Annotated in this window: 24 protein-coding genes and 2 pseudogenes; 22 read left to right on the top strand and 4 right to left on the bottom strand. The window is 29.7% G+C overall.

Going from position 1 to position 26729, the window contains the following annotated elements:
- The first annotated feature begins 37 nt into the window (after positions 1–37).
- The 6 genes from KGF36_RS11270 (at position 38) to KGF36_RS11295 (ending at position 7231) form a co-directional block, all read left to right on the top strand.
- A complete protein-coding gene (locus KGF36_RS11270) occupies positions 38–1378 on the top strand; it encodes a GntP family permease (protein WP_227854710.1) in 1341 nt (446 codons plus the stop codon).
- A 146-nt stretch (positions 1379–1524) separates the two neighbouring features.
- Positions 1525–2757: a CaiB/BaiF CoA transferase family protein gene (locus KGF36_RS11275; protein WP_227842799.1), complete on the top strand. Its 1233-nt coding sequence runs from the start codon at positions 1525–1527 to the stop codon at positions 2755–2757.
- Positions 2758–2775: 18 nt separating this feature from the next.
- Positions 2776–3918 carry an acryloyl-CoA reductase gene (acrC, locus tag KGF36_RS11280; protein WP_227829653.1) on the top strand — a complete coding sequence of 381 codons (1143 nt, stop codon included), beginning with the start codon at positions 2776–2778 and terminating at the stop codon, positions 3916–3918.
- Between the two features lie 10 nt (positions 3919–3928).
- Complete coding sequence (locus KGF36_RS11285) at positions 3929–4723, top strand: electron transfer flavoprotein subunit beta/FixA family protein (protein WP_227829652.1); 795 nt, start codon at positions 3929–3931, stop codon at positions 4721–4723.
- A gap of 13 nt (positions 4724–4736) precedes the next feature.
- Positions 4737–5756, top strand: a complete 1020-nt coding sequence (locus KGF36_RS11290) for an electron transfer flavoprotein subunit alpha/FixB family protein (protein ID WP_413841237.1) — start codon at positions 4737–4739, stop codon at positions 5754–5756.
- A gap of 98 nt (positions 5757–5854) precedes the next feature.
- Complete coding sequence (locus KGF36_RS11295) at positions 5855–7231, top strand: sigma-54 interaction domain-containing protein (protein ID WP_227829650.1); 1377 nt, start codon at positions 5855–5857, stop codon at positions 7229–7231.
- 162 nt (positions 7232–7393) lie between these two features.
- Here KGF36_RS11295 and KGF36_RS11300 read toward each other — a convergent pair whose 3' ends face one another.
- On the bottom strand, positions 7394–7738 hold the full coding sequence (locus KGF36_RS11300; protein ID WP_227433370.1) for a hypothetical protein: 345 nt from the start codon (positions 7736–7738) through the stop codon (positions 7394–7396).
- Between the two features lie 495 nt (positions 7739–8233).
- Between KGF36_RS11300 and KGF36_RS11305 the strand changes: the two genes are divergently transcribed.
- The 5 genes from KGF36_RS11305 (at position 8234) to KGF36_RS11325 (ending at position 12898) form a co-directional block, all read left to right on the top strand.
- On the top strand, positions 8234–9244 hold the full coding sequence (locus KGF36_RS11305; RefSeq protein ID WP_227829649.1) for a DUF4116 domain-containing protein: 1011 nt from the start codon (positions 8234–8236) through the stop codon (positions 9242–9244).
- Positions 9245–9358: 114 nt separating this feature from the next.
- A complete protein-coding gene (locus tag KGF36_RS11310; protein WP_227829648.1) occupies positions 9359–9847 on the top strand; it encodes a flavodoxin domain-containing protein in 489 nt (162 codons plus the stop codon).
- A 189-nt stretch (positions 9848–10036) separates the two neighbouring features.
- Positions 10037–11965, top strand: a complete 1929-nt coding sequence (locus tag KGF36_RS11315) for an EAL domain-containing protein (protein ID WP_227829647.1) — start codon at positions 10037–10039, stop codon at positions 11963–11965.
- Positions 11966–12163: 198 nt separating this feature from the next.
- Complete coding sequence (locus KGF36_RS11320) at positions 12164–12574, top strand: universal stress protein (protein ID WP_227433366.1); 411 nt, start codon at positions 12164–12166, stop codon at positions 12572–12574.
- A gap of 21 nt (positions 12575–12595) precedes the next feature.
- On the top strand, positions 12596–12898 hold the full coding sequence (locus KGF36_RS11325) for a PTS sugar transporter subunit IIBC (protein ID WP_227829646.1): 303 nt from the start codon (positions 12596–12598) through the stop codon (positions 12896–12898).
- A 274-nt stretch (positions 12899–13172) separates the two neighbouring features.
- Here the strand turns inward: KGF36_RS11325 and cdr are convergent, their stop codons facing one another.
- Positions 13173–15662, bottom strand: a complete 2490-nt coding sequence (gene cdr / locus KGF36_RS11330) for a CoA-disulfide reductase (protein ID WP_227854711.1) — start codon at positions 15660–15662, stop codon at positions 13173–13175.
- A 176-nt stretch (positions 15663–15838) separates the two neighbouring features.
- Between cdr and KGF36_RS11335 the strand changes: the two genes are divergently transcribed.
- The 11 genes from KGF36_RS11335 to KGF36_RS11385 all read left to right on the top strand — a co-directional run bounded on the left by KGF36_RS11335 (position 15839) and on the right by KGF36_RS11385 (position 25882).
- Entirely contained in the window at positions 15839–16180 is a 342-nt protein-coding gene (locus KGF36_RS11335) for a rhodanese-like domain-containing protein (protein ID WP_227829644.1), read from the top strand.
- A gap of 30 nt (positions 16181–16210) precedes the next feature.
- Entirely contained in the window at positions 16211–16771 is a 561-nt protein-coding gene (locus KGF36_RS11340; protein WP_227829643.1) for a YeeE/YedE thiosulfate transporter family protein, read from the top strand.
- Positions 16772–16793: 22 nt separating this feature from the next.
- Positions 16794–17354 carry a DUF6691 family protein gene (locus KGF36_RS11345; RefSeq protein ID WP_227829642.1) on the top strand — a complete coding sequence of 187 codons (561 nt, stop codon included), beginning with the start codon at positions 16794–16796 and terminating at the stop codon, positions 17352–17354.
- A 19-nt stretch (positions 17355–17373) separates the two neighbouring features.
- Positions 17374–18054, top strand: a complete 681-nt coding sequence (locus tag KGF36_RS11350; protein ID WP_227829641.1) for a Crp/Fnr family transcriptional regulator — start codon at positions 17374–17376, stop codon at positions 18052–18054.
- 401 nt (positions 18055–18455) lie between these two features.
- Positions 18456–19847, top strand: a complete 1392-nt coding sequence (locus KGF36_RS11355) for a [FeFe] hydrogenase, group A (protein ID WP_227829640.1) — start codon at positions 18456–18458, stop codon at positions 19845–19847.
- 106 nt (positions 19848–19953) lie between these two features.
- The gene (gene rbr, locus KGF36_RS11360) at positions 19954–20490 is read left to right on the top strand and encodes a rubrerythrin (RefSeq protein WP_227433364.1); all 537 of its coding nucleotides are present in this window, start codon (positions 19954–19956) and stop codon (positions 20488–20490) included.
- A 31-nt stretch (positions 20491–20521) separates the two neighbouring features.
- Positions 20522–20911, top strand: coding sequence for a Fur family transcriptional regulator (locus KGF36_RS11365; RefSeq protein ID WP_227829639.1), 390 nt, complete (start codon positions 20522–20524; stop codon positions 20909–20911).
- Positions 20912–20948: 37 nt separating this feature from the next.
- On the top strand, positions 20949–21335 hold the full coding sequence (locus tag KGF36_RS11370; RefSeq protein ID WP_227854712.1) for a desulfoferrodoxin family protein: 387 nt from the start codon (positions 20949–20951) through the stop codon (positions 21333–21335).
- Positions 21336–21481: 146 nt separating this feature from the next.
- Positions 21482–22933, top strand: a complete 1452-nt coding sequence (locus KGF36_RS11375) for a glutamate synthase-related protein (RefSeq protein ID WP_227842805.1) — start codon at positions 21482–21484, stop codon at positions 22931–22933.
- 176 nt (positions 22934–23109) lie between these two features.
- Positions 23110–23925: an MBL fold metallo-hydrolase gene (locus tag KGF36_RS11380; RefSeq protein ID WP_227854713.1), complete on the top strand. Its 816-nt coding sequence runs from the start codon at positions 23110–23112 to the stop codon at positions 23923–23925.
- Positions 23926–24691: 766 nt separating this feature from the next.
- A complete protein-coding gene (locus tag KGF36_RS11385; protein WP_227843016.1) occupies positions 24692–25882 on the top strand; it encodes a hypothetical protein in 1191 nt (396 codons plus the stop codon).
- Positions 25883–26129: 247 nt separating this feature from the next.
- On the opposite strand, the pseudogene tnpA reads toward KGF36_RS11385, so the two are convergent.
- A pseudogene (gene tnpA, locus KGF36_RS11390) lies at positions 26130–26539 on the bottom strand (IS200/IS605 family transposase).
- Positions 26517–26729: pseudogene (locus KGF36_RS11395) on the bottom strand (paclitaxel/taxanoid biosynthesis susceptibility protein TS1); the annotation flags it as partial. The pseudogenes tnpA and KGF36_RS11395, both read right to left, overlap by 23 nt.

Below are 26729 nucleotides of genomic sequence, written 5' to 3' on the forward strand. Positions count from 1 at the left end.
TATAGTTTTATAGTTTAATTTTAAAAGGAGTTAATTTATGAATACGGGAGTAATTATAAGTTTAGTAGGGATTATCATGGCTCTATCCCTTCTAGTTGTAATGGTTATGAAGGGAGTAAATATTTTTATAATAGCAATTGTATGTTCATTATTAGTTGCTATAACAGGGAATTTAAATGTGTATGATGCACTTAAGGTGGATTATATGACAGGATTTGTTGAATTTCTTCAGGCAAATTTCTTTATTTTCCTAACAGGTACCTTAATGGGAAAAATAATGGAGATTACTGGTGGAGCAAAATCTATTGCTAAGATGATTGTAAGATGGATTGGTAAGGATAAAGCATTACTTTCTATTCCAATAGCTTGTGGAATATTAGCTTATGGAGGAGTAAGCGTTTTCGTTGTAAGCTTTGCAGTGTTTCCGATAGCTTTAGAAATTTTTAAAGAAGCTGATTTGCCACGACGATTTATACCAGCAGCCTTGACTTTTGGATGTTCAACTTTTGCTATGGTTGCACCAGGGGCACCTCAGATTCATAATATTATTCCAGCTTCAACATTAGGGACAGATATTATGGCTGGAGCAGTAAATGGATTTATATCATGTGCAGTAATGTTTATAGTTGGAAGCACCATTTTATACAAGATGGTTTCAAAAGAAAAAGCCAATGGTGGGCATTTTATAGCACATGAATCAGATACATTTGATGAAGTAGCAACAACTAATTCTAAGAGAGAAAATGGTCCTAATGGTCTAATTGCGTTAATTCCATTAATAGTATCAATCCTAATAATTAATGTGAAAATTAATGGACAAGCAATAGTACCAATTGAGGTAGGAGTATTTATTGGAGCTTTATTAGTATATTTATTGTTAAATAAATATCAAGATAATGCAAAAATAGTTGGCCATGTTGGTGATGCATGTAAAACTACAGTAGTAGCAATATGTAATACTTGTGCTGTAGTAGCATTTGGTTCAGTTGTAAAATCAGCAGTCGGTTTTGACTTCATAGTTAATGCTATGACTAATATTCCTGGACCTCCTATTGCAGGGGCTGCAGTTGGAACTACAGTTATTGCGGGTATCTGTGGGTCAGCTTCAGGTGGACTTGGAATTGCGGCTCCACTTCTTGGACCAGTATTTTTAGCTAAGGGTGTCTCTGCTGCAGCATTAACTAGAACTATGGCAATTTCGTCAGCAGCATTAGATTCACTTCCACACAATGGATATATCGTTACTGTAACAAATGGTCTATGTAATGAATCACATAAGGATGCTTATATGCCAATATTCTGGGTAACTGTTTTAACCCCGATTATTGGAACCGTAGTAGCAGTTCTTATGTTTACAATGTTCCCAGGATTACCATAACAGAAAAGACAAAAAGTATAAATTATATTTTGATATTGTAGAATCAATTTTCAAAGTATATAAAGTATATACAATAAATTTTATGTTTTAATACCATAAATACCATATTTAAAATACCAAGTTGACAGTATAAGGAGGAATTGAAAGTGTTAAATAAACCATTAGAAGGAGTTAAGGTCATTGACTTAACATATTTTGTAGCAGGTCCAGGAACTTCCAAAATATTAGCTGACTGGGGTGCTGATGTTATTAAGGTAGAGCCAAGCTTTGGAGACCCAGGAAGAAAGACAGGGGCAACAATGACAATGCCAATAGATGATTATAATAATCCTTTCTACAGCACATATAATTCAAATAAAAGAGGTTTGTCTATAAATCTTAAGAGTGAAACTGGAATTGAAATTATGGATAAGCTTTTAAGTGAAGCAAACGTATTTGTTTCAAGCTATAGAACAGGAGCATTAAAAAGACTAGGTCTTGACTATGAATCATTAAGCAAAAAGCATCCACATCTTATCTGGGGACAAATAAATGGTTTTGGCGATTTTGGACCTGCTAAGGATAATGCAGGTTTTGATACAGTTGCCTTTTGGGCAAGAAGTGGAGCTATGCTTGATATCGCAGAGAAGGATACAAGCCCAATAAACCCACCTATAGCCTTTGGAGATGCCACAACTTCTTGTAGTTTATCTGGAGGTATATGTGCAGCTTTGTATCAACAAGCTAAGACTGGAAAAGGACAAAAAGTAATGGCATCTTTATTTGGACAAGCAATATGGAATGCATCATCTTTATTAGCATCTACACAGTTTAGCGATGAGTATCCAAAAACTAGAAAAAATGCTATTTCTCCAGTAATAAACTCTTATCGTTGTAAGGATGGAAAGTGGATATTCTTAAGTATCCTAGAGCATGAAAGATATTTTGAGGCACTTTGCAGATTATTTGGAAGAGAAGATTTAATAAAAGAAGAAAAATTTGCATCTTCAGTAGAAAGTAAGAAAAATGCTACAGAGCTTATTAATATTTTGGATGGTGAATTTGCAAAATTCACTCAAAATGAGATGGTTGAAAAGCTTACTACTGCGGATATAGCCCATGAAAGAATTCAACATGTTAATGATGTAGTAACTGATGAACAGGCTATTGCTAATAACTATATATATGAACATACAAGTAAAAATGGAAATAAGACAATGCTTGCATCCACTCCAGTTAAGTTTGGAAATATTGAAGTTAACATGACTTGTGATGCTCCACTTATAGGAGAACATTCAGATGAGATATTGAGAGAACTTGGATACAGTGATTCTGATATAGAAGTTCTAATTGAGTCTGGAATTGTAGCAATGAATAAAGAAACATGTGAAGTACGTTAATAAATAGGAGGAAATTTTATGGATTTTAGATTAACAGAAGCACAATTAATGCTTCAAAGAGTAGCAAAAGAATTTGCAGAGAAGGAAATAGCACCAATAGCTGCTGAAACTGATAGAACAGGTATTTTTCCAAGAGAGCTTTTTAGCAAAATGGCTAAAATAGGCTTTAATGGTATTGGAACACCTGTAGAGTATGGTGGTTCTGGTGGAGCAGATATAGAAAAGGTAATTGTTGTTACTGAGGTTGCCAAAAAATGTGCAGCATCTGCAGCAATATTATCAATACACACAATATATGCTCAAGCTATTTTAAAATTTGGTACTGAGGAGCAAAAGAAAAAATACCTTCCGATGATGGCTGAAGGTGGGTGTGTAGGTGCTTTTGCTTTAACTGAGCCTAATGCTGGTTCAGATGCCGCAAGAGCTGCAACAACTGCAATCATTGATGAAGCAACTGATGAATATGTCTTAAATGGGACTAAGTGCTTTATTTCTGGTGGAGGTCAAGCAGAATCATTAATAATATTTGCACTTACAGAGCCATCAAAGGGAATAAAGGGAATGTCTGCTATCATCGTTGACAAAGGGACTCCAGGTTTTTCAATAGGAAAAATTGAAGAAAAAATGGGTATCCATGGTTCAGAAACTGCAGAGTTAATATTTGATAACTGTAGAGTTCCAAAGTCTAATTTATTAGGAAAAGAAGGAAAAGGCTTTAACATAGCTATGACTTGCCTAGATGGAGCAAGAATTGGAGTTGGAGCTCAAGCTGTAGGAATTGCTGAAGGGGCTTTAGAAGAAAGTATCAAATATTCTAAAGAAAGAGTTCAGTTTGGCAAACCAATTTCAGCTTTGCAAGGTATTCAATGGTATATAGCAGATATGGCGACTATGGTGGAATCAGCAAAGTTGTTGGTATATTATGCTGCAGACTTAAAAGCTAGAGGAGAAAAACATACTAAAGAAGCTGCTATGGCAAAATACAATGCGTCACGTACTGCAAGAGAGGTTACAAACCTAGCTCTTCAAATCCATGGAGGATATGGATATATGAAGGATTATCCATTAGAGAGAATGTACAGAGATGCCAAGATAACAGAAATTTATGAAGGTACTTCAGAAATACACAAGGTTGTTATTTCAAGAGCAGTACTAGGATAGGAGGAAGAGCATGAATATAGTTGTTTGCTTAAAGCAAGTTCCAGATACTAATGAAGTTAAAATAAATAAAGAGACAGGTACCCTAATAAGAGATGGTGTACCAAGTATAATCAATCCAGATGATAGAAATGCTTTAGAAGAAGCTTTAAAAATAAAAGATGAACTGGGAGCAGTGATTAAGGTTATAAGCATGGGACCTCCTCAGGCTAAAAGTGCTTTAAAAGAAGCTTTGGCAATGGGCGCTGACGAAGCATACTTAATTTCAGATAGAGCTTTTGGTGGTTCAGATACCTGGGCCACATCTACAATTATTGCTGCTGCTATAGAGAAGGTTGGAAAGTATGATGTAATATTCTGTGGAAGACAAGCTATAGATGGAGATACAGCTCAGGTTGGACCAGAGGTTGCAGAATTCTTAGGGGTACCACAGGTTACCTATGCAAAAGAAGTAAAGGTTCAAGATGATAAATTACTAGTAACTCGTTATACAGAGACAGGAGATTATTTAATAGAAGCAAAGATGCCAGTTTTACTAACTGCTATAAAAGAGTTAAATAATCCAAGATATCCAAGTGTCAAAGGAATCTTAGGAGCTTATAATAATGGAGATGCAAAGATTACTGTGTTAACACTTGAAGACTTAGCTGTTGATACAACTCAAATTGGATTAAAGGGTTCACCTACAAATGTTTACAAGTCTTTTGTACCAGTTAAAGACAAGCATAATGAAATAATCGAAGGTATAAATAAAAAGGAAAAAGCTGAGAAATTAGTAGAAATACTATTCGATTTGAAACTAGTATAGGAGTGTTAAGATGATGAGAGCAAAAGTTAATCAAGGTATAAATTTAAATGATTATAATGGCGTTTGGGTAATAGGAGAGCAAAGGGAAGGCAAAATCAATCCTGTTACTATAGAACTTATTGGTGAGGGAAGAAAGCTTGCTGACCAATTAGGAAAAGAGCTTGCAGTTGTAATAGCTGGATATGAAGTAGAGAAAGAAGTAAAGGAGTTACTTCACTATAGTGTTGATAAAGCATATTATATCAACGACCCTCTTCTTAAAGATTTCACAACTGATGGATATGCAATTTCAATAGCAGGTTTAATTGAAGAGAAAAAGCCAGAGGTTGTACTAGTTGGAGCTACTTCTATAGGAAGAGATATCGCACCTAGAATTGCAGGTAAAGTTGGAACAGGTCTAACTGCTGACTGTACAAAACTTGAAATAGATTCAACGGATAATAAGTTATTACAAACAAGACCAGCCTTTGGTGGAAATTTAATGGCTACTATTGTTTGTCCAAAAAATAGACCACAGATGTCAACAGTTCGTCCAGGGGTTATGGCAAAAGCTGTAAGAAGTGAATCAGAGGCTGGAGTTTTAGAGGTTATTACTCCAGAACTTAATGAAAAAATGATTAGAACTAGATTAGTAGAAATGCTTCCACAAGAAAAGAAATCCATAAATCTAACTGATGCTAGAATAATAGTATCAGCAGGAAGAGGATTAAAGAAGGCAGAAGGATTTGAACTAATAAAAGAATTGGCGGATAAATTGGGGGCAGAGATTGGTGCTTCAAGAGCGGCAGTAGATTCAGGGTGGATAGAGCATTCTCATCAAGTGGGACAAACAGGAACTACTGTTAGACCAGAGTTATACATTGCATGTGGGATATCTGGAGCAATACAGCATTTAGCAGGTATGAGTGATTCTAAATATATAGTTGCTATAAATAAAGATTCCAAAGCCCCTATTTTCAGTATATGTGACTATGGAATTGTAGGAGATTTATATGAAATTCTACCTGAAATAATAGAATCATTAAATAGGTAACTTCTAGAAAACATTGAATACATAGAATGGTAAGTCTTATAATATTGTATTGTAAGACTTATTATTTTTGCTGAAGGTTATAGTGGAGGGATGAAACAATGAAAGAGCACTGGTATAAGGATATATTTGCAAGAGTGTTATCCATGACTGATGATGGTTTTATTGTTGTAAATAAAGATGGAGTAATCATAGATATTAACGATAAATATTGTGACTTCTTAGGGAAAGAAAGAGACGATATAATAGGACACAATATACAAAGTATTATACCAAATACAAAAATGCTAGACATTATGAGAGATAAGTATTGTGAAGAAGGAGCTATACATCATTACTCAGGTGGAAATACAAAAGAAAAAAGTGTAATAGTAAGTAGGTCTTATGTGGAAAATGACAATGGAGAAGTAGTTGCAGGAGTAGCTCAAGTTAAATTTAGATTGCAATCCTTTGATGTAGCTAAAAAGTTAATGTCAGAATATATGGAGCTCCAATATTATAAAGAACAGTTTAAGGATAACTGTGGTTTTGACAAGCTCATAGGTGAAAATAGAGATTTCATAGAACTTAAGAAAACAGGTGTGAAAGCTTCTAAAACGAACTTCTCAGTTCTTTTAACAGGTGAAACTGGCACAGGTAAAGAAGTTTTTGCTAGAGCAATTCACAATAATAGCAGTAGGTCAGACAAACCCATGGTTAGTATAAACTGTGCTGCAATACCAGAAGAATTATTAGAATCAGAGCTATTTGGGTATGACGAAGGAGCTTTTACAGGAGCAAAAAAAGGCGGCAAAAAAGGTAAATTTTTAGTTGCGAATAATGGTACAATCTTCTTAGATGAAATAGGTGACATGCCTTTGACCATGCAAGCAAAACTTTTAAGAGTTCTTCAGGAAAGTGAGATAGAACCAGTTGGAGGTCTTAAAACTATAAAGATAGATGTAAGAGTAATCTCTGCTACAAGAAAGAATTTAAGTAAAATGGTTGAAGAGGGATTATTTAGAGAAGACTTATACTATAGGTTAAATGTAATAAATATTCATATGATGGAATTAAAGGATAGACAAGATGATATTTTATTGCTAGCAAATTATATATTAAATAAATTAAATGTTGAATATAAGGAATTGAAGGTTTTAAGTGATAAGGTTAAAAATTGTTTTATTAACTATATTTGGCCAGGAAATATAAGAGAACTACAAAATGTAATAAAAAGCGCCTATGCTGTAAGTGATGATATGGTCATTATGATGTGTGACCTTCCATCTAAAATGGATAATATCAGCAGAGTGGCTCAATGTAATGTGGATAGTAATTGCTCAATTCATGAAATGGTTGAAAATTATGAGAAGAGTTTAATTATTGATGTGTTAAGGAAGTACAATTGGAAATGTTCTAAGGCAGCAGAGGTTATGGGAATACACAAAAGTCTTTTGTATAAGAAAATAAAAAAGTATGAAATTGAATTAAACAATTAAGATGACTTTAATTAAGATTAATTAATTTTGGACATAACAAAACCCTCCTAGTTTTAGACAGTTTTACATATTTTAACTGTCTCCTAAGAGGGGTATCGTTCAAAATTAGAGTGACTTTTATCTAACATTTATAAAAACTGTTTTGAATAGTTCTTTTGTTATTTAATCATAATTTTCTACTTCTTTATCAAGTTCTTTTCCACAAGAATCACATTTATATATAGCATTATATCCGTAATCATATTCATCAACTATTTTCTTTTGTCTAAATACACCACCACAATCACATAAGAAACCGTTTTTTATAAGAGTAACAATAAATTGTGATTTTATAAACTTTATATCATTACATTTATCATTAGTGTAAAAATTATAAATATAAGAGTTGTCACATTCATCTCTCAATTCAAATTTTTCAATATATGTGTTGTTTTTTAACTCCTCAAACTCTTCTTTAGTTAAGTATGACTTTTGTTGCAATTCGTGTAAGCGCTTAATTTGGTCCATAATTTATATCCTCCTAATAATTTTAGTATTTTAAGCTTAGATAAGGACTCTAAGTTTTATTAAATTTATCTCAAGGAATTATTTAAATTATATTTAGTTTTATTTAATTACAACATAAATAAATTAGCTATAAATAAAAACTAATTTTAAAAATAATTTCCTATGAAAATCTAAATTACTAACCCCTTACTAACCCGAAAAACTAAAAAAGAAAATAAAAAATATATCCAATCTAAATGATATATAAATAAAGATATTTTATATAAATTTAACTTTAAATATCTCAACTGTAATATATAAAAATATATTATAGTTAAAATATACCACATATTTTGGGTATTGTATACTGGAATTGAAGCAATTAATTTATTTTTTAACATACAAATGATTTTATAAAAAAAAACAAGACTGAAAAATTCTTATATTATTTGATAGAATAAAAATAAGAGTAAATTTATTGAATTTTATAAAATTTATAAGGAGTGAGTTCAAGATATGCAAGAGAATAAAAATGATATATTTGAATCAATAGATAACAATGACTTTGACAATAAAACAGAAGACGAATATTTAGAAATAGTAAAGCAAAATGGGTTAAATTTAATATACATAAAAAATCAAACAGAAAAGATATGTCTGGAGGCTGTTAAACAAAATTGTAATGCGATAAAATGTGTTGATAATCAAACAGAAAAAATTTGCATGGAAGCAGTCAAGCAAGATTGGAGAATGTTAGAATTTGTGGAAGATCCAACAGAAGAAATATGTATGTTAGCACTTAGCCAAGATGGAACAGCATTAAAATATATAGAAAATCAGACAGAAGAATTATGTTTAAGAGCTGTTGAAAAAAATGGTACAGCCTTAGCATTTGTAAAAGAGCAAACAGAAGAAATATGTATAGAAGCAGTTAGAAATAGTGAGTTTGGATTAGCAAGAGTAAAAAATCAAACAGATAAAATATGTATGGAAGCAGTTAAACAATGTAGTTATAATTTAAAATGGGTGGAAAATCAGACTGAAGAAATATGCATGGAGGCAGTAAGACAAAATGGGCTTGATTTGAAGTTTGTAAAAAATCAGACAGAAACAATATGCTTAAGAGCAGTGAGACAAAATGGTATGGCTTTAGAATTTGTAAAGGAACAGACTGTTGGAATATGCTTGAAAGCAGTGAGACAATATGGAATGGCTCTAAAATTTGTGAAAGAACAAACAGAAGAAATTTGTACAGAGGCTGTTAAACAAGATAAAAGAGCACTTAGTTTTGTCAAAGGAGATAAAGAAAAATATAAAGATTTATGCGACGGGAATGAGCCATTTGCAAAAAGATATGTTAGAAATGTAATAGAAAAAGAAAATAGAGCTTTGATTAAAAAAGGAGAAGAAAATGCAAAAATCAAAATTGCAGGAAAACTTCATGATAGAGGCATGTCTTTTGAAGATATATCAGATATAGTTGAGATTGAAATAAACAAGTTAAAGGTGAGTTTGGGGATTTTTTAATATAAAATAGTTAATTAAAAAATAATTGGATAGTCCTTTGTAGGATAGTAAAATAAGTGCTATAATTTGACATATAATAAATTGTTTTTATTACACATTAAGGGGGGATTGAAATTGAAAATTACAATATTATATCAAACAAGAAGTGGAAACACAGAAAGAGTAGCTAAGTTAATAGAAGATGGTGCTAAAAATGTAGAAGGAATAGAAGTTAGACTTATGAGATTTGATAGTATTGATACAGAGTATTTAAATGAAAGTAAAGCAGTAATATTTGGAACACCAACATATTTAGCTAATACAACTTGGGAAGTAAAAAAATGGTTTGATGAGGATTCAAAAAAGATAAATCTAGCTGGCAAGTTGGGAGCAGTTTTTGCTACATGTGACTATGTCTGTGGCGGTCCTGATGTTGCAATTCTTACTATAGTAGGGCATTTAATGGTTAAGGGAATGCTTGTGTACTCTGGAGGTGGTTCTTTAGGAAAACCATTTATACATTTAGGACATGTACATTCAATTGAAGGGCCAGAAATACAAGACGAAAAAGCTGTAATATTTGGAGAAAGAATTGCTACAAAAGCAAAAGAATTATTTGCTTAATTTCTATATACATAACAATGCTTGAGATAAGTTTAATGCTTTAATGAGGATTTAAGGTAAAAATTGTATACAAATAAAAATTTTCCATAAAATTACTCAATATGCTATCAATATGAATTATAATATGATTGTAAACATATTATATTAAATAAAATAGTGAAAATTAAACAATAATAGTGAGGTAAGTTTATGGTATGGCATATAGAATATGAAATTTTTTCTGCAATTATAGTTGTTTTTTTGATGGTATACTTTTTTAAAAGTAAATTTATACCTACTTTACAAAATAAAATATACTGTGCACTTTTAATTTGTTCATTTTTATTCATAATTTCAAATGTTTTAGGCTCACTTTGTCTAAATAATATAAATAAACTTCCAATTTTTTTGACTGGTTTATTGAATCAAATATATTTATTTTTATTGCCGATACCAGCGGCTCTTGTATTATTTTATGTCATGGCTATTATTTATCAGGATATTAGATATATGAAAAAAAAGCTTTTATTTTTATCTATACCACTTATAATTTGCATAATTTTATCTATAACTAATCCTTTTACACACATTTTATTTGGATTGTCAAAAGAAACAGGTTATGTTCGTGGCTATGGATATACTGCAACTTTTTTATCATTTTTCTTTTATGCAATATATTCGGCATTTTTATCTTTTAAATACAAAAAAGCAATGCATGAATCTAAAATATGGGCTATTAGAGGTTTTCTTATAGTTTCAGTTATAGCAATTATTTTACAAGCGATTTTTTTACAGTATCTTCTTACAGGAACAGCATGTGCATGTAGTTTACTTTTGACATATCTTTCTATGCAGAATCGAGGTCTTATCATTGATGACCTTACTGGTGTACTTAATAGACAATCCTTTATTCAAGAACTAGATTTAAATATAAATACTGAACAGTCAGGATTTATTATTACAATTGCTCTTGATGATTTCAAATTTATGAATGAAACTTTTGGGACTAAAAATGGAGATATTGCATTAAAAGAAGTTGGGAAATATTTGATTCATATTCATGATGTAAATCATGTATATAGAATAGGAGGAGATATATTTTCTATTGTTGTTAATAGTCAGTTAGGAATATCTCCAGAGACAATTATCAATGAGATAAAAGAAAGATTTAAAAAACCATGGCTAATAGAAGAAATAAGTTTTAATTTATCAACTAGTATTGCAGCTGTTTCTTTTCCAGAAAATGCTGAAACGACAGAAGATGTTATAGTTGCAATTGACTTCTCTATACATGAAGCAAAACGCTCTGAATCAAGACAAGTTATTTATGCAGATGCGTCTATAAGTGAAAAGATAAAGAAAAAACATATAATAAAAAATTGTTTGAAAGAAGCTCTAGAAAATGATGGTTTTGATGTATATTATCAGCCTATATTTTCTACTAGTAAAGATAGATTTGCTTTAGCTGAGGCTTTGATTAGGCTAGAACATAAAGAACTAGGGTTTATACCACCAGATGAATTTATACCAATTGCAGAGCAGACAGGTCTTATTAATTCAATTGGGTTAGTGGTTTTTGAGAAGGTATGTAAATTTATAGCTAGTGATGATTTTGAAGATTTAAAGCTAGACACCATAGCTGTTAATCTTTCTGTAGTACAATGTATGCAGAAGAATTTGGCTGATGATTTGTTTAATATTATGAAAAAATACAATGTGTCACCAACTAAATTTAAATTTGAAATTACAGAAACTGTGGCATCAGGTTCATTTAATACAATTAGAGAGACCATGGAAAAATTAATTGATTTAGGGGTTAAATTTGCACTTGACGATTTTGGAATTGGTTATTCTGGAGTTACGAATATGCTTTCCTTACCATTTTCAGTAATTAAGTTAGATAAGAGTCTGATTTGGTCTATGAATGAAGATAGTAAGCATAAGCTCACAGTTGAAACTATTATATCGCTTATAAATAAATTAAATATGAAACCTGTAGCAGAAGGTGTTGAAACCATTGAATACGCTAAAGATTTAAAGTCTATGAATTGTGAATATTTACAAGGGTATTATTTCTCTAAACCTGTTCCAGAGGAAATTTTAAGGGATTTGTTGAGAGAAAATGCTTTTACGGTTTAATACCCTTTATTTTTTTAATTACAATTTTGTTCATTGACACTATTAGTCAAATATTATAAAATTAACACAATAATAAATATTAAAATTATTATATATATTATTAATATTTATTCCTAGAGTAAAGATTTATTATATATTTTTATAGCTTAAAATATATATTTTACTTAATTATTCTAAAGTAAGAAAGGAAGATGTGACATGAATAAAAAGAAAATATTAGTACCAATTGATGGAACAGAAAGAAGTATGCATTCTTTGGAATTTATACAAGGAATATTCAAAAAAGATGAAGTCGAAGTGGAAATAATGAATGTAAAAGAACTAGTATTTATTGATGGCATATCCCTAGCTGAAGAGATAAAGAATTCTGAAAACTTAGGAAGACGAATCCTGGACAGAGCAGCAGAGATAATGGGAGAGTATGATGTTAAAGTTCATTTTACTTTTGGTTATCCAGGAGATGAAATAATTAGAAAAGCAAAAGAAGATAATGTAGATATTATAGTTATGACAAAATCTACTAAAAAAGGTCTAACAAGAATGATAGGTTCAGTAACAGCAAGTGTAGTTAAACAAGCAAAGTGTATAGTGATGATTGTACCGGAGTAGAATTAGTGAGGTATCTGAAATATGAATAAAAAGATAGTAGCAGTTTGTGAAAGTGAAAAAAGTTCAAATTCTCTTAAAGAAGCTGCAAATATTTTAGGGTTTGACTTAGTTTATGAAATTCAAAGTGATGGAAGTATAAAAAATGAACTTTCTATATATGATATAGAAGATGCATCTATAGTGTTATTTGTTACAAGTGATTCTATAGAGAGTATAGAAAAGATTGATAGATTTATAGATAGGGAGTTTTATGAGGTTGATCCAAAATATATAATAAGTGATGCAAAATCTATAGTAAATGAAATTTTAATAGATTTAAATTAATCTTAAAAATATAGAAAGGGAGTGTCTTAAAATGATTTTTGAAAATCATAAATGAGATACTCTCTTTTATGTAAATACAAGAAATTCGCTATTGCAAAAAAGTCAACTACAGCAACCTCATTTTTTTCTACATCCTTGTTAAATTGCTATTATTAAGTGCTTGTGCCATTTGTATATCCTCCATAATTTTTATTGTCTTGATAAGATGTTTATATTTTATGATAATAAAAAAATATATCTGTGATAATATCACAAATATATTTTTAATTTAAACTTATACAAATAGATTCAATCCAGCATCTTCAGTAGCACCTAAATATGAAGCTACTCCTCCTAAATCAACACCATCTATAAACTCTTCTGACTTTATTCCCATTAAATCCATACTCATCGTACATGCCACAACTTTTACACCCATATCCATAGCATTTTTTATTAAAGTATCTAAGTCATCAACGTTGTGCTTTTTCATTATTTGGTTTATCATCTTAGGTCCCATTCCAGCCATGTTCATTTGAGATAATGGTAATTTATCTGTATGAGATGGTAACATAATATCGAACATTTTTTCCATAGTATCTTTTGATACATTCGGCTTATCTTTTCTCTTTAATATATTAAGTCCCCAGAATGTGAAGAACATAGTTACCTCTTTACCCATAGATGCAGCTCCAGTTGCAATTATAAATGACGCTATAGCCTTATCTAAATCTCCACTAAATACTACTAGTGTTGCTCCATTTTTATCACTTTGATTTATATTGCAAGATGGATTTACATTTAATACAGTTAGTCCTTTTCTAATATATGCTACAAATGCTTTCTTTGTCTTATCAAACTCAGCCTTCATTAATGTATTTCTTGTCTTTTCACACCAAGATTGTATATCCCTGCTAAATCCTGGATCGCTTGCTCTAACTTCTAATATTTGACCTTCTTGCATTTTGTTGATTTCTTCAAATACTCTTCTTATTGGTCCTGGGCATTGAAGTCCAAATGCATCTAGTGTAACATTAGCATCTATTTTTGCTATATCTATGTTTTCCATATCCATATCAAAATCCTCACTATTTGTATTTATTTTCTCACTTTTATTCTGTTTATTTATGCTTTCTTCTGCTCTTTTTACTGCTAAATATGTTTTTACTCCACCATCTATGTTAATACACTTAAGCCCATGTTGTTCAAGTATTCTACAAGCAACATATCCTCTAAGTCCAATTTGGCAAGTAGCATATAACTTTTTATTTTTTGGTATTTCATTTAGTCTATCTCTTAGCTGACCTAATGGTATGTGCATAGAATTTGGAATTTTTCCAGTAGCTAATTCAAACTCTTCTCTTACATCTATTATTACACCACTATCAGCTATTATATTGTCAACTTCATTCCATTGTACTATCTCAACCAGATCCTCTATAATATTTGATGCATAATATCCTAACATATTAACTGGATCTTTAGCTGAGTTATATGGTGGAGCGTAGCAGGTTTCTATATCTGGTAAATCAAATACAGTAAGACCACCTTTTATTGCTGTAGCTAATACATCTATACGTTTTTCAACTCCTTCTATTCCAACTCCTTGAGCTCCAAAAATCTTTCCTGTCTTAGGGTCGAAAGTCATCTTAAGAGATATAGGAAATGCTCCTGGATAATATCCAGCATGAGATCCCGGATGTATATGAATAGCTTTATAATCTAGACCTATTCTTTTTAATGTTTTTTCATTATTTCCAGTAGTAGCAACTGTATAATCAAATACTTTTGCTACTGATGAACCTAATGTTCCTTGGTAAGTAATATCTCTTCCACATATATTATCAGCTACCAATCTTCCTTGCCTATTTGCTGGCCAAGCTAAGGGAATCATTGTAGGTTTTTTATTTATAAAATCAGTTATCTCTACCGCATCTCCAAGTGCATATATATTCTCATCAGAGGTTTTCATATAATTATCAACTATTATAGCTCCTCTTTCATTTAACTTAAGTCCTGCTTCTTTCGCTATAGTTGTTTCTGGCTTAACTCCAATAGATAGTATTATCATATCTGTTTTTATTTCTTTTCCACTGGATAATATTACTTTATTTCCATTTTCAGAAAAAAATTTAACTCCGTCTTTTAAAATCAACTCAATATCTTTACTTATTAAATGATCATGTATCACACTTACCATTTCTATATCTAATGGTGCCATAACTTGTTCACTTGCTTCTACTAAAGTAAGTTTTATACCTTTATCATGAAGATTTTCTGCCATTTCAAGACCAATAAACCCTCCACCTATAACCACTGCATGTTTTGGTTTATTATTATCTACATATGTTTTTATTTTATCTGTATCTGGTATATTTCTAAGTGTAAATAAGTTTTTGCATTCATTTATACCTGAAATAGGTGGTTTTATAGGCTTGGCTCCTGGAGAAAGTACTAATACATCATAACTTTCTTCATACGTTTCACCTGTTTTGTGGTTTTTTACACTTACACTTTTATTTTCTTTATCTATTTTTATAACTTCACTTAAGTTTCTTATATCTAAATTAAACTTTGAACTCATTGTTTCTACAGTTTGAACTATTAGCTTTTCTCTTTCATTTATGCTTCCTCCTATATAATATGGAAGACCACAATTTGCAAATGATATATATTCACCTTTTTCAAACATTATAATTTGAGCCTTTTCATCTAAACGTCTTAATCTAGCCGCAGTTGATGCTCCCCCTGCAACTCCACCTACTATAATAATCTTTTTATTCATAAAAGTATCTCCTTTTTATATATTGTAAAATTTATGATATTTTTTTAACACATCTTTATCATATTCTAAATCCATGTTTTAATCTGTAACTTAATCACATAACTTTTTGTTTTTTTAAACTATAATAAAAAATATCAACCGCAATCAAAACTTATAATTAGAAAGGAGAAATTAATATGAGCTTTTTTTCAGAACTTTTCAAAGGCAGTAAACATGAGAATATTGATGGTATGGAATTAAACATACTTTTAAAAAATAACAAAAAAACATTAATATTAGACGTTAGAACATCAGGAGAATACAGTACTTTCAATATTCCAAAGTCTAAAAATATACCTGTACATGAATTAAAATCTAAATTAAACACTTTAGATTTATATAAGAATTCTACTATAGTTGTTTATTGTGCATCAGGTGCAAGAAGTAATTCTGCTGCAAAAATATTATCTAGAAATGGATTTAATAGTGTTTATAACTTAAAAGGTGGAATATCGAGCTATATATCAAAGAAAAAGTAAAATAGTATTACAATATTTTAGGAGGTAATCATGAATAATCAAAAATGGTTAAAAGGAGCAATTATATTAGGGTTATCATTTTTTATATCAGTTTTATTAATTAAGCCAATAGGAGTATCTACCCAATTTTCAGTTCTATCAGGTATAGTTCATAGCTCTATGGACCAAGGGATAATACAAGAAGATAATGAAAGAGAAACTGGATATAAAAGTACAAATGAGTATTATGATAAATCAGATGGTAAACTAGCTAAATCAATAAAAAATCCTATTAATTATGATTTTATATTTGTACTAGCAATACCCTTAGGTAGTTTTATAGGTCATGCAACTAGGAATAAAAAAGAAAATAAGCTATATTCAGAGGATATATGTAAGGTAAATACAAATAAAAACTTTATACAAAAATACTTGCCTAGCTTTATGGGTGGATTTTTACTATTATATGGAGCTAGATTAGCCGATGGATGTACTAGTGGCCATATGATGAGTGGTATGATGCAATCAAGTGTTAGTGGATATGTATTTGCAGGTGTTGTATTTGCTGTTGCTATACCAACTGCTATTTTAGTTAAGAAATTCAAATATTAATAAGAAGTTAGGAGAAAATAATATGAAAATATTACTTGCCATATTACTTGGAGCATTCTTCGGATACGCTTTATATAAAGTTGGAGCTACAAGCCCAAAAAAATTATTATCTATGTTAAGATTAGAAGATTTACATTTAGCTAAAGTTATATTATTTGCGATAGGTTTTTCAAGTGTACTCCTATATTTAGCAAACTTAATAGGAATATTTAACTTAGATCATTTAAGTATTAAAACTATGAACACTGGTGTTATACTTGGAGGGATTATATTTGGGTTAGGATTTGGAAGTGCTGGCACTTGTCCTGGTACTTGTGTTGGTGCAGCATCAGGAGATAACTTAAAAAAAGCAATTAGTACTATTTTAGGTGGACTTACTGGAGCATTTGCATTTTCGATGTCATATGCTTCTCTAAAATCAATTGGATTAATTTCAAGCTTAGATATGAGTAAATTAACCTTATTTAATTTATCACCAGAGTTTCCATCATTATTCAATTTAGGATTTACGGGATTACTTATAACTGGAGTCTTATTTATGGGTGGTTCTCTACTACTTCCAAATTCTATAATAAAAAAATAATTAATTAGGATGTGTTAATATGAGTCATATAAATATAGAATCGTATTTTAAAGATAAACTACCATTTTTCAATGATTTATCTGAAAGTGAAGTAAAAGATTTAATTTCAGCAAGTTATATTCAAAAATATAATAAAGGTGAACTAGTTCATTCTAAAAATTCAGCCTGTACTGGAATAGTAGTAGTTTTAAATGGTCAGCTTAGAAGTTTTATGACTTCAAATTCAGGTAAAGAAATTACTCTTTTTAAATTGTTTGAACGTGATATTTGTATGTTATCTTCTTCTTGTGTATATCAAGATCTTACTTATGATATCAATTTAGAAGCGGAAAAAGATTCTTCAGTTATTATAATTGATAGTAAATTTTTCAAAGAAATTTCTAGTAACAATCTTAGCATACAAAACTTCTTTCTTACTTTAACTCAAGATAAATTGTCTCAAATTATGTGGGTTCTTGAGCAAGTTGTATTTTTTAGCTTAGATAGTAGAGTAGCTAATTTTTTAATAGACCAATACTATTTAAATGATTCTATAAACATTAATATAACTCATGATACTATAGCTAACAATTTAGGCTCCGCCCGAGAAGCTATAAGTCGAATGCTTAAGAGGTTTGAAAATGATAAAATAGTAGAACTTTCAAGAGGAAGTATCAAAATAATTGATATAGAAAAATTAAAATTTTTATCAAGTCCGTAAAATCGAGTCTATAAAATAAAATGTGTATTCTTCTAAAAAATGGTGATAAGCAGGGTATTAATCCAATTATCAAAATAGGAGGTACACATTTTTATGTGTAATAAAACAGGAATATCAAAACATTTAATCCAAGATTATGGAAATGACATATCTGTAATAGAAAACTAATTTATTGGTATGTACTCAAAAGGTATGTCAACCTTGAGACAACTAATTTTAATGTTTAAGATTAAACTATATTTGGTTCTAGAAAATATTTTAAAATATTTAAAGAGAGAATAAACAAAAACCGAAATTGACAAAATATGGTATATAATCTAAAATAATAACAGTAATCGTTATTAATATTGAAAATTAAAGCGTAATTACTAGAAAGTCACAATTATAAGGAGAAAGATTAGATGAAACACTCATTTACTGAAATTAGAATTCCTATTGAAAAGGATAATCCTGCAATACTTAGGGATGAATCAAAATGTGTAAAATGTGGTCAGTGTAGAACTGTTTGTGAGAAAGAAATCGCTGTAGGGAAAATGTATGACTTAGATAAGACAGGAGATAATGCCATCTGTATCCATTGTGGGCAATGTGCAGTTGTATGTCCAGTTGAATCAATTACACAAGTGTATGATTATGAAAAAGTGAAAAGTTCTATTAATGATTCAGAAAAAATAGTTATATTCAGTACATCCCCATCTGTAAGAGTTGCACTTGGTGAAGAATTTGGTATGGAACCTGGTACATATGTTGAGGAAAAGATGGTTTCTGCTTTAAGAAAATTAGGGGCAGATTATGTATTTGATACTACATTTTCAGCTGATTTAACCATTATGGAAGAAGCATCTGAATTAATAGAGCGTATAACAAAGAATGATAAATCACTACCTCAATTTACAAGTTGCTGTCCAGCTTGGGTTAAGTTTGTAGAAACATTTTATCCAGAACTGATACCAAATTTATCTACTGCTAAAAGTCCAATAGGTATGCAAGGTCCAACGATAAAAACGTATTTTGCTAAAAAGAAAGGTCTTAATCCAAAACAAATTGTAAATGTAGCTGTAACTCCATGTACAGCTAAAAAATATGAAATATTAAGACCAGAAATGAATGATTCAGGAAAATACTATAAAGATGAATCCATACGTGATATGGACTATGTGATTACAACTAAAGAATTAGCAAAGTGGTTAAAAGAAGAAGAAATTTCATTTGAAAATCTAGAGCATTCATCATATGATGATTTACTAGGTAGAGGAAGTGGAGCAGGAATTATATTTGGCAATACTGGTGGAGTTATGGAAGCAGCTATAAGAACTGCCTATTATCTAATTACAGGAGAGCAACCTCCTCAAAATATACTAAATTTCACTCCTATTAGAGGAATTGATGGAATAAAGGAGGCAGAAGTTAAAGTAGCTGATAAAGTCATAAATGTAGCAGTAATACATGGTACTGCTAATGCTAAAAGTCTAATAGAGAGTATGAATGATAATAAACATAAATATGATTTTATAGAGGTCATGACATGTAGAGGTGGATGTATAAGTGGGGCAGGTCAGCCAAAAACATCTTTTGAAGTCACAGATATGATTAGGTTTAAGCGTATAGCTGGTCTGTATAATAAGGATAATACTATAAAAATAAAATCTAGCTATGAAAATCTAGATATAAAACAAGTTTATAAAGAATTTTATGGAAGTCCACTTTCTGATTTAGCAGAAAGTATGTTACATACAGCATATAATTCTAAAAATTATATGCTAAATAATATATTAGAAAATGAGAATATTTAAATAAAAAAAATAATATTATATATAGTTGACAAAAAGTGGAAATTAATATATTATATAAATATAGAAATAGTAATCATTACTATTATTAAAAAGGGAGGAATTAATTATGAACTTAAAAGGAACTAAAACAGAGAAGAATCTAATGGCAGGATTTGCAGGGGAATCAGAAGCAAGAAATAAATATACATACTATGCATCAAAAGCTAAAAAAGAAGGGTACAATCAAATAGCTGCTATATTTGAAGAAACTGCTAACAACGAAAAGGAACATGCTAAACTATGGTTTAAACTTTTACATGATGGAATGCCTTCAACAGAAGAAAATTTAAAAGATGCAGCAGCAGGTGAAAATTATGAGTGGACTGACATGTATGCAACATTTGCTAAAGAAGCTAGAGAAGAAGGATTTGACAAAATAGCTTATTTATTTGAAGCTGTTGGAAGAATAGAAAAAGAACATGAAGAAAGATACTTAAAACTTTTAGAAAACCTAAATGAAGGAAAAATCTTTAAAAGAGAAGAAGAAGTTGTTTGGCAATGTCAAAACTGTGGTCATGTGTATGTAGGTACTGAAGCACCAGAAAAATGCCCTGTATGTGACCATCCAAAGGCTTATTTCAATATAAAAGCTGAAAACTATTAAAAATTATTATAATTAAAAAGGAATGTTAACTATGAAATTTTCTAAACAAAGAGAACTGATTTTAAATGAAATATTAAATAATCCAGTTCATCCTACTGCTGATTGTTTGTATGAAAATCTAAAAAAAGATAATCCGAGTTTAAGCTTAGGGACTGTGTATAGAAATTTAGCTCAGCTAACAGAACATGGTTTTATAAAAAAAGTTAGTATTCCAGGAAATCCAGATAGATTTGATGGTAGAACAGAAAATCACTATCATATTATATGTGAAGTATGTGGAGAGGTGTACGATTTAGAATCTGAAATTCTTAGCAATTTAAAAGAATCAATATCAGAAGAAACAGACATAAAAATAACATCTTATAACATAAGTTTTAAAGGGATTTGTAATAATTGTAGAAAGTGTAGCCAAGTAGGTTAACTTTTCAAATTCTAAAAATAATTAATGAGGTGAGTTTATGTGTAGTGAAAAAAGATTTTTTATATGTGAGACTTGTGGTAATCTTATAGGGATGATACACAGTGCAGGTGTTCCTGTTTTATGTTGTGGAAAGCCTATGAAAGAGCTTGTTCCTAATACAACAGATGCAGCAGTTGAAAAACATGTGCCTGTGATTGAAGTAGACGGAAATAATGTTACTGTTAAAGTAAGTAGTGTTGCTCATCCAATGACTAAAGAACATCATATAGCATGGGTGTATCTTATGACTGAACAAGGTGGTCAACGTAAATGTCTAGCAGTAGATGGAGAGCCTGTAGTTAAATTTGCTTTGAATGATGATGATAAAGTAGTATCTGCATATGCTTATTGTAATTTACATGGATTATGGAAAGCTGAATTGTAATATTTAAATAAACTGAATTAAAAAGGAGGCTAAAAAATAGAAATTTATTTCTATAAAAATAGCCTCCTATAAATTTATATAATTTCAAATCTTAATTTGTTTTTTTTATTTGTTTTGAGATTAATAGAGTATAAGGAGAAAATAATATGTCAATTTATAAATGTAGTGTTTGTGGATATATTTATGATGAATCTAAAAATGATAAAACATGGGATGAGTTAAGTGAAGACTGGACATGTCCTGTATGTACAAAAGGTCGTAGTTATTTTGGAAAAATAAGTACTGTGTATTTTGAAGGTGAAGAAAATAAAGAAAATAAAATAGAAGCATCTGTTCAAGAAAAATCTGATGTAAATAGTGAAAAAACAGGTGATTTAAATTATTTAAATACATATTTAAGAAGAGATGATGAAGTTGAGCAACATATGGATATAATTCATGAAATGGCTGTTACAGGAAAGTCTATAATAGAGCCTATGAAAACTAAACTACCAGTAATTTCTTGGGATGATATTTTAATTATGGGAGCTCAATTAAATCCATTACCTCTAAATGAACATGATGAAGTAAATACAACAACAATAATAGGAAAAAAAGCAAAAAAGCCTATGGTAATAGAAAATCCAGTTTATATTTCTCATATGTCATTTGGCGCTTTGTCTAAAGAATTAAAAATAGCTTTAGCAAAAGGTGCAGCTAAAAATAAAACAGCTATGTGTAGTGGTGAGGGTGGTATATTACCAGAAGAAATGGAAGCTTCATATAAGTATATTTTTGAATATGTCCCAAATAAGTATAGTGTAACTGAAGAAAATCTTAAAAATTCTGATGCTATAGAGATAAAAATTGGTCAGGGAACAAAACCTGGTATGGGAGGTCATCTTCCAGGTGAAAAAGTAACTGAAGAAATTGCCAAAGTTAGAAATAAGCCTGTAGGACAAGATGTTATAAGTCCATCTTGTTTTGAAGAAATACAATCAAAAGAAGACTTAAAGAAACTTGTAGATGAGCTTAGAGAGGTCTCAGAAGGACGTCCAATTGGTATTAAAATTTCAGCTGGGCACATTGAGAGAGATATGGAATTTATAGCTTATGCTAAACCTGACTTTATGACTATTGATGGACGTGGTGGAGCTACTGGAGCAAGTCCAAAGTTACTTAAGGATGCAACTTCAGTTCCAACAATATTTGCTCTTTATCGTGCTAGAAAATACATAGATACACATGGATTAGATATAGACTTAGTTATAACAGGTGGTCTTCGTATATCTACTGACTTTGCTAAGGCCATAGCTATGGGAGCTGATGCAATTGCAATTGCTAGTTCTGCTCTTATGGCAGCAGCATGTCAACAATATCGTATATGTGGTTCTGGTAAGTGTCCTGTAGGAGTAGCTACTCAAGATGAGGAATTAAGAAAAAGATTACATATGGAAAATAGTGCAAATAGAGTGGCAAATTTCTTAAATGTTAGTTTAGAAGAGCTTAAGACTTTTGCTAGAATTTCTGGTCATAAAGATATACATGATTTGAGCGTTGATGATTTATATACAGTTAACTCTGAGATATCAAATTATACGAATATACAACATGTATAAATTTTTAATTTAAAACTATCTAATAATACGAGTTTATAAAAGAAAATAAATTTAATAAAAAGAGAATTTTATATTATAGAATTCTCTTTTTTAATATGAAATTGAAGAGATTAAATTGTAAAATACATTGTAATATCGTACTATTAAACTAAACAACAATTTAAGGAGTGATTATTATGGAAAAGATGCAGATACAAGTTCTCGTTGATAATAATACATATATTGATAGGTACTTTGTTGGAGAACCAGCAGTTAGTTATTATATTGAGATTGATGGAAATAGAATTTTATTTGATGCAGGCTATTCAGAGGTATTTATATCAAATGCTGAAAAAATGGATATAGATTTAGGAGACTTGACTCATGTTATTTTTTCTCATGGACATAATGACCATACAAGGGGTATTCAATTTTTAGAAAATAAATATGATTTATCTAAAGTTAAGCTTATAGCACACCCTAATTGTTTTGAAACTAAAAAATGTGGAGATGATAATATAGGAGCACCATTTTCTATTGAGAAAGCTAGAAATACTTTTATGTATGAACCAAAGAGTAAACCTTTTAAGATAAGTGAAAATTGTATATTCTTAGGAGAGATTCCCTCTATAAATAACTTTGAAAAAAGAGCAAAAATAGGAAAATATAAATCAGAAAATTTATGGGATGATGATTATGTTTTAGATGATTCGGCTATAGCATGTAAGACTGATAAAGGTATTTTTATTGTTACAGGATGTTCTCATAGTGGAATTTGTAATATAGTGGAATATGCCAAAAAAGTATGTGGTGATAATAGAATTGTTGGAATCTTGGGTGGTTTTCATATTTTTGAATTAGATGATAGACTAAGTAGTACTATTCAATATTTGAAAAAAGAAGAAATAAACATGTTGTATCCTTGTCACTGTGTTTCTTTTAAGGTAAAGGCTAAGATGAATGAAATGTTAAATGTAAATGAAGTTGGAGTAGGATTAACTATAAGTATATAGGACTTGAATTAAGTTATATAGTTTTAGAAAAGCCAATAATGAGTTTGAAAAAAATAAGTTTGTTTCAAAAAAATTAAGGGAATTAACAACAACTACATAGGTATAAATTAAAAGCAAAAGGGGCTGTCTCAAAATAGAGATAAGCCTCTTTTTCATTGTTGAAATGATGAAAATATATCTGATTTCATACAAAAAGAGTGCCTCATGAACTAAAAAGTTCATTTTGAGACACCCCCCTTTTTATATTATGTATTTATTTTAAGATAAAAGGAGATGTATAGTATTAATTAAAAAAAAAGATGTTTTTAATTATTTAATATTTTCATTAGTAGATAATTTTATTATGTATTAATAATGATGATATAAAGAGAAGTAAATTAAATTAGTTTATCTAAATACAATATTATTTTAAATATAAATTTATTTTTATATATAAGTCTTAACGATTTCAATAAGAATGCAAATATAGTAATAAATGATTATAACTATTATAGGTATGTTAAGCATTATCTAATTACATAAGTTCGTTTGTAAAAAATTTAACGTTATAAAAACAGTTTCATATAAAAAAATATAATATAAAAATATTATTAATTCATAATAATAAAATAAACGCATGAAATTTACCTGATTAGAAATAAAAAAATTAAAATTGTAAATTTTTAGAAAAATTACTGTTGAATTAACTTGACAAAAATGTTATTATTTTGTCAAATGTATGTTAAATTATAAATTTTTTACTATTATTTCTAGAGAGGATGATTTTATGCAAAAAAATGTAAAAAAAGCAAAAGCAACAGGCTCTATTCTAGCTATATTTGGAGTTGCAAGTGTTCTTTTTAGTTCGCATGCAGGTGGAGGATTTGCTACAGGAAATCAAGAAACTCAGTATTATGTGCAATATGGATGGATTGCACCACTCATGGCAATTTTAGCAATGATTATACTTACTGCTACTATGAGAGAAGTTATTATAATGTATAATAATAATAATTGTAAGAATTATAAGGATTTATTTTGTGAACTTTGGAGTCCATATCCAAAACTTGAAATAATATGGGAGATATATTATTATCTAATGGTTTTAATAGCTGTAAGCGCTGTTATAGCAGGTGCAGCAGCAGTTTTTCAGAGTATAGGAATTAATTATTTTATAGCCGTCTTTATTATCGGAATTGTACTTCTTATTTTTACTATATTTGGAGCTATGCTTGTATCTAAAGCAGCAACAGCAATGACAATAGCTATATTAGTATGTACTCTTACTATTTTTATAGTGGGTATAAAAGCTAAGGTACCAGAAATATCTGAAATATTCTCAAACAGAACAAGCTTCACACCTGGATACTTTAAGCCAATACTTAATACTTTTATTTATGCAGGATTCCAATCAGTTGTTATACCTACACTTGCAAGTTGTTCAAGACCACTTCTTAAAAATTCTAAAGAAGCTACTAAAGCAATGATAATTTCATTTGCTATGAATGCAGTTGCGTTGGGGCTTGCTGTAACTATGCTAATGGGATGGTATAGAGAATTTACTGCTGCTGGACAAACAACGCTTCCTACTCTTTATGTTGCAGGTCAATCTGGAAATAACACTATATACATAATTTATAATGTAGCACTATTCCTTTGTTTGATGTCTACAGGAGTAACTACAATATTTGGTCTTGTAAATAGATTTGAAGACCATAAAGCACTTTCTTTCCTTTCTTCAAAAATGAAAAGAAGAGTATTTACAGCATGTGCAATAATGGTAGTATCAATGCTTATATCTCTTACAGGGTTAAGTAACATAGTTAAGTATGGATATGGATATTGTGGTTATCTTGGTCTATTCACTATAGTTATACCTTTTCTAACATTAGGTCATTATAAGAATAAGAAATTTGCAAAAGAACATCCAGAGGCTAAATGGCCAGCAGATTTAGATGAGAATGTTGAGAATTTATAGTATAAATTAGTAGCTTAAGTATAAAAAGATGGTCTATAAAAGATTCATTAATGATGACTTAAGTGCAAAATTAATATAAGATTAATATCAGAAAAAATTTAAAATGATATTAACAATATTATTAAAATGAAACAATATAAAAATGTATGTGAATTTATCTAAGATAAGTACACATACGTTTTTATTTATTCAATTTTTATAAATTAAGGCGTAAAACCACTATACCTTTAGGTTAGTGGATGTAAGCCTATCCCTGACTTTGTATATATCTTTCAATAGTTTCTTTAGAAACATTTCCTATACTACAAGCAAAGTATCCATCTGACCAAAAAGTTTTTTCCTTCCAGAAATATTTGTTAAGATATAATTGGTTATTGTTAATTCTCCAAATCCTATAAGTTGAAATTTGCTTAAACCATCTTACTATCTCTAATATAGAAATTGTTGGTCTATATTTAACTAATAGATGCACATGATTTTTATCAACTTCCATTTCACTATGATTAAATCTTTTTCTTTTGCTATATTACTAAGAATATGTTTAATTTCATCACCAAATTTAATTAACAAGTTTTTTCTGTATTTACATACAAATATCAGATGTACCAATAACAAACACTTAGAATGATTTCTACTAACATAATCCACAACTCCAATTCAATCCCTTCTTAAATATATATGGTTTAATTAGTTTTACATTTGGCACTTTTTTGATTTCTTTTAAAGCTATATATTGCCCCTCATTTTGACTGCCTTTAACTGTATAAACTTTTCCATCATATTTAATCAAGTCATTTGGCTGATACAATGATTTTTGCTTCCTTATTCTTCTTTGACCTTTAGATAT

This window comes from Clostridioides sp. ZZV14-6009, from assembly GCF_020658095.1.
Classification (GTDB): domain Bacteria; phylum Bacillota; class Clostridia; order Peptostreptococcales; family Peptostreptococcaceae; genus Clostridioides.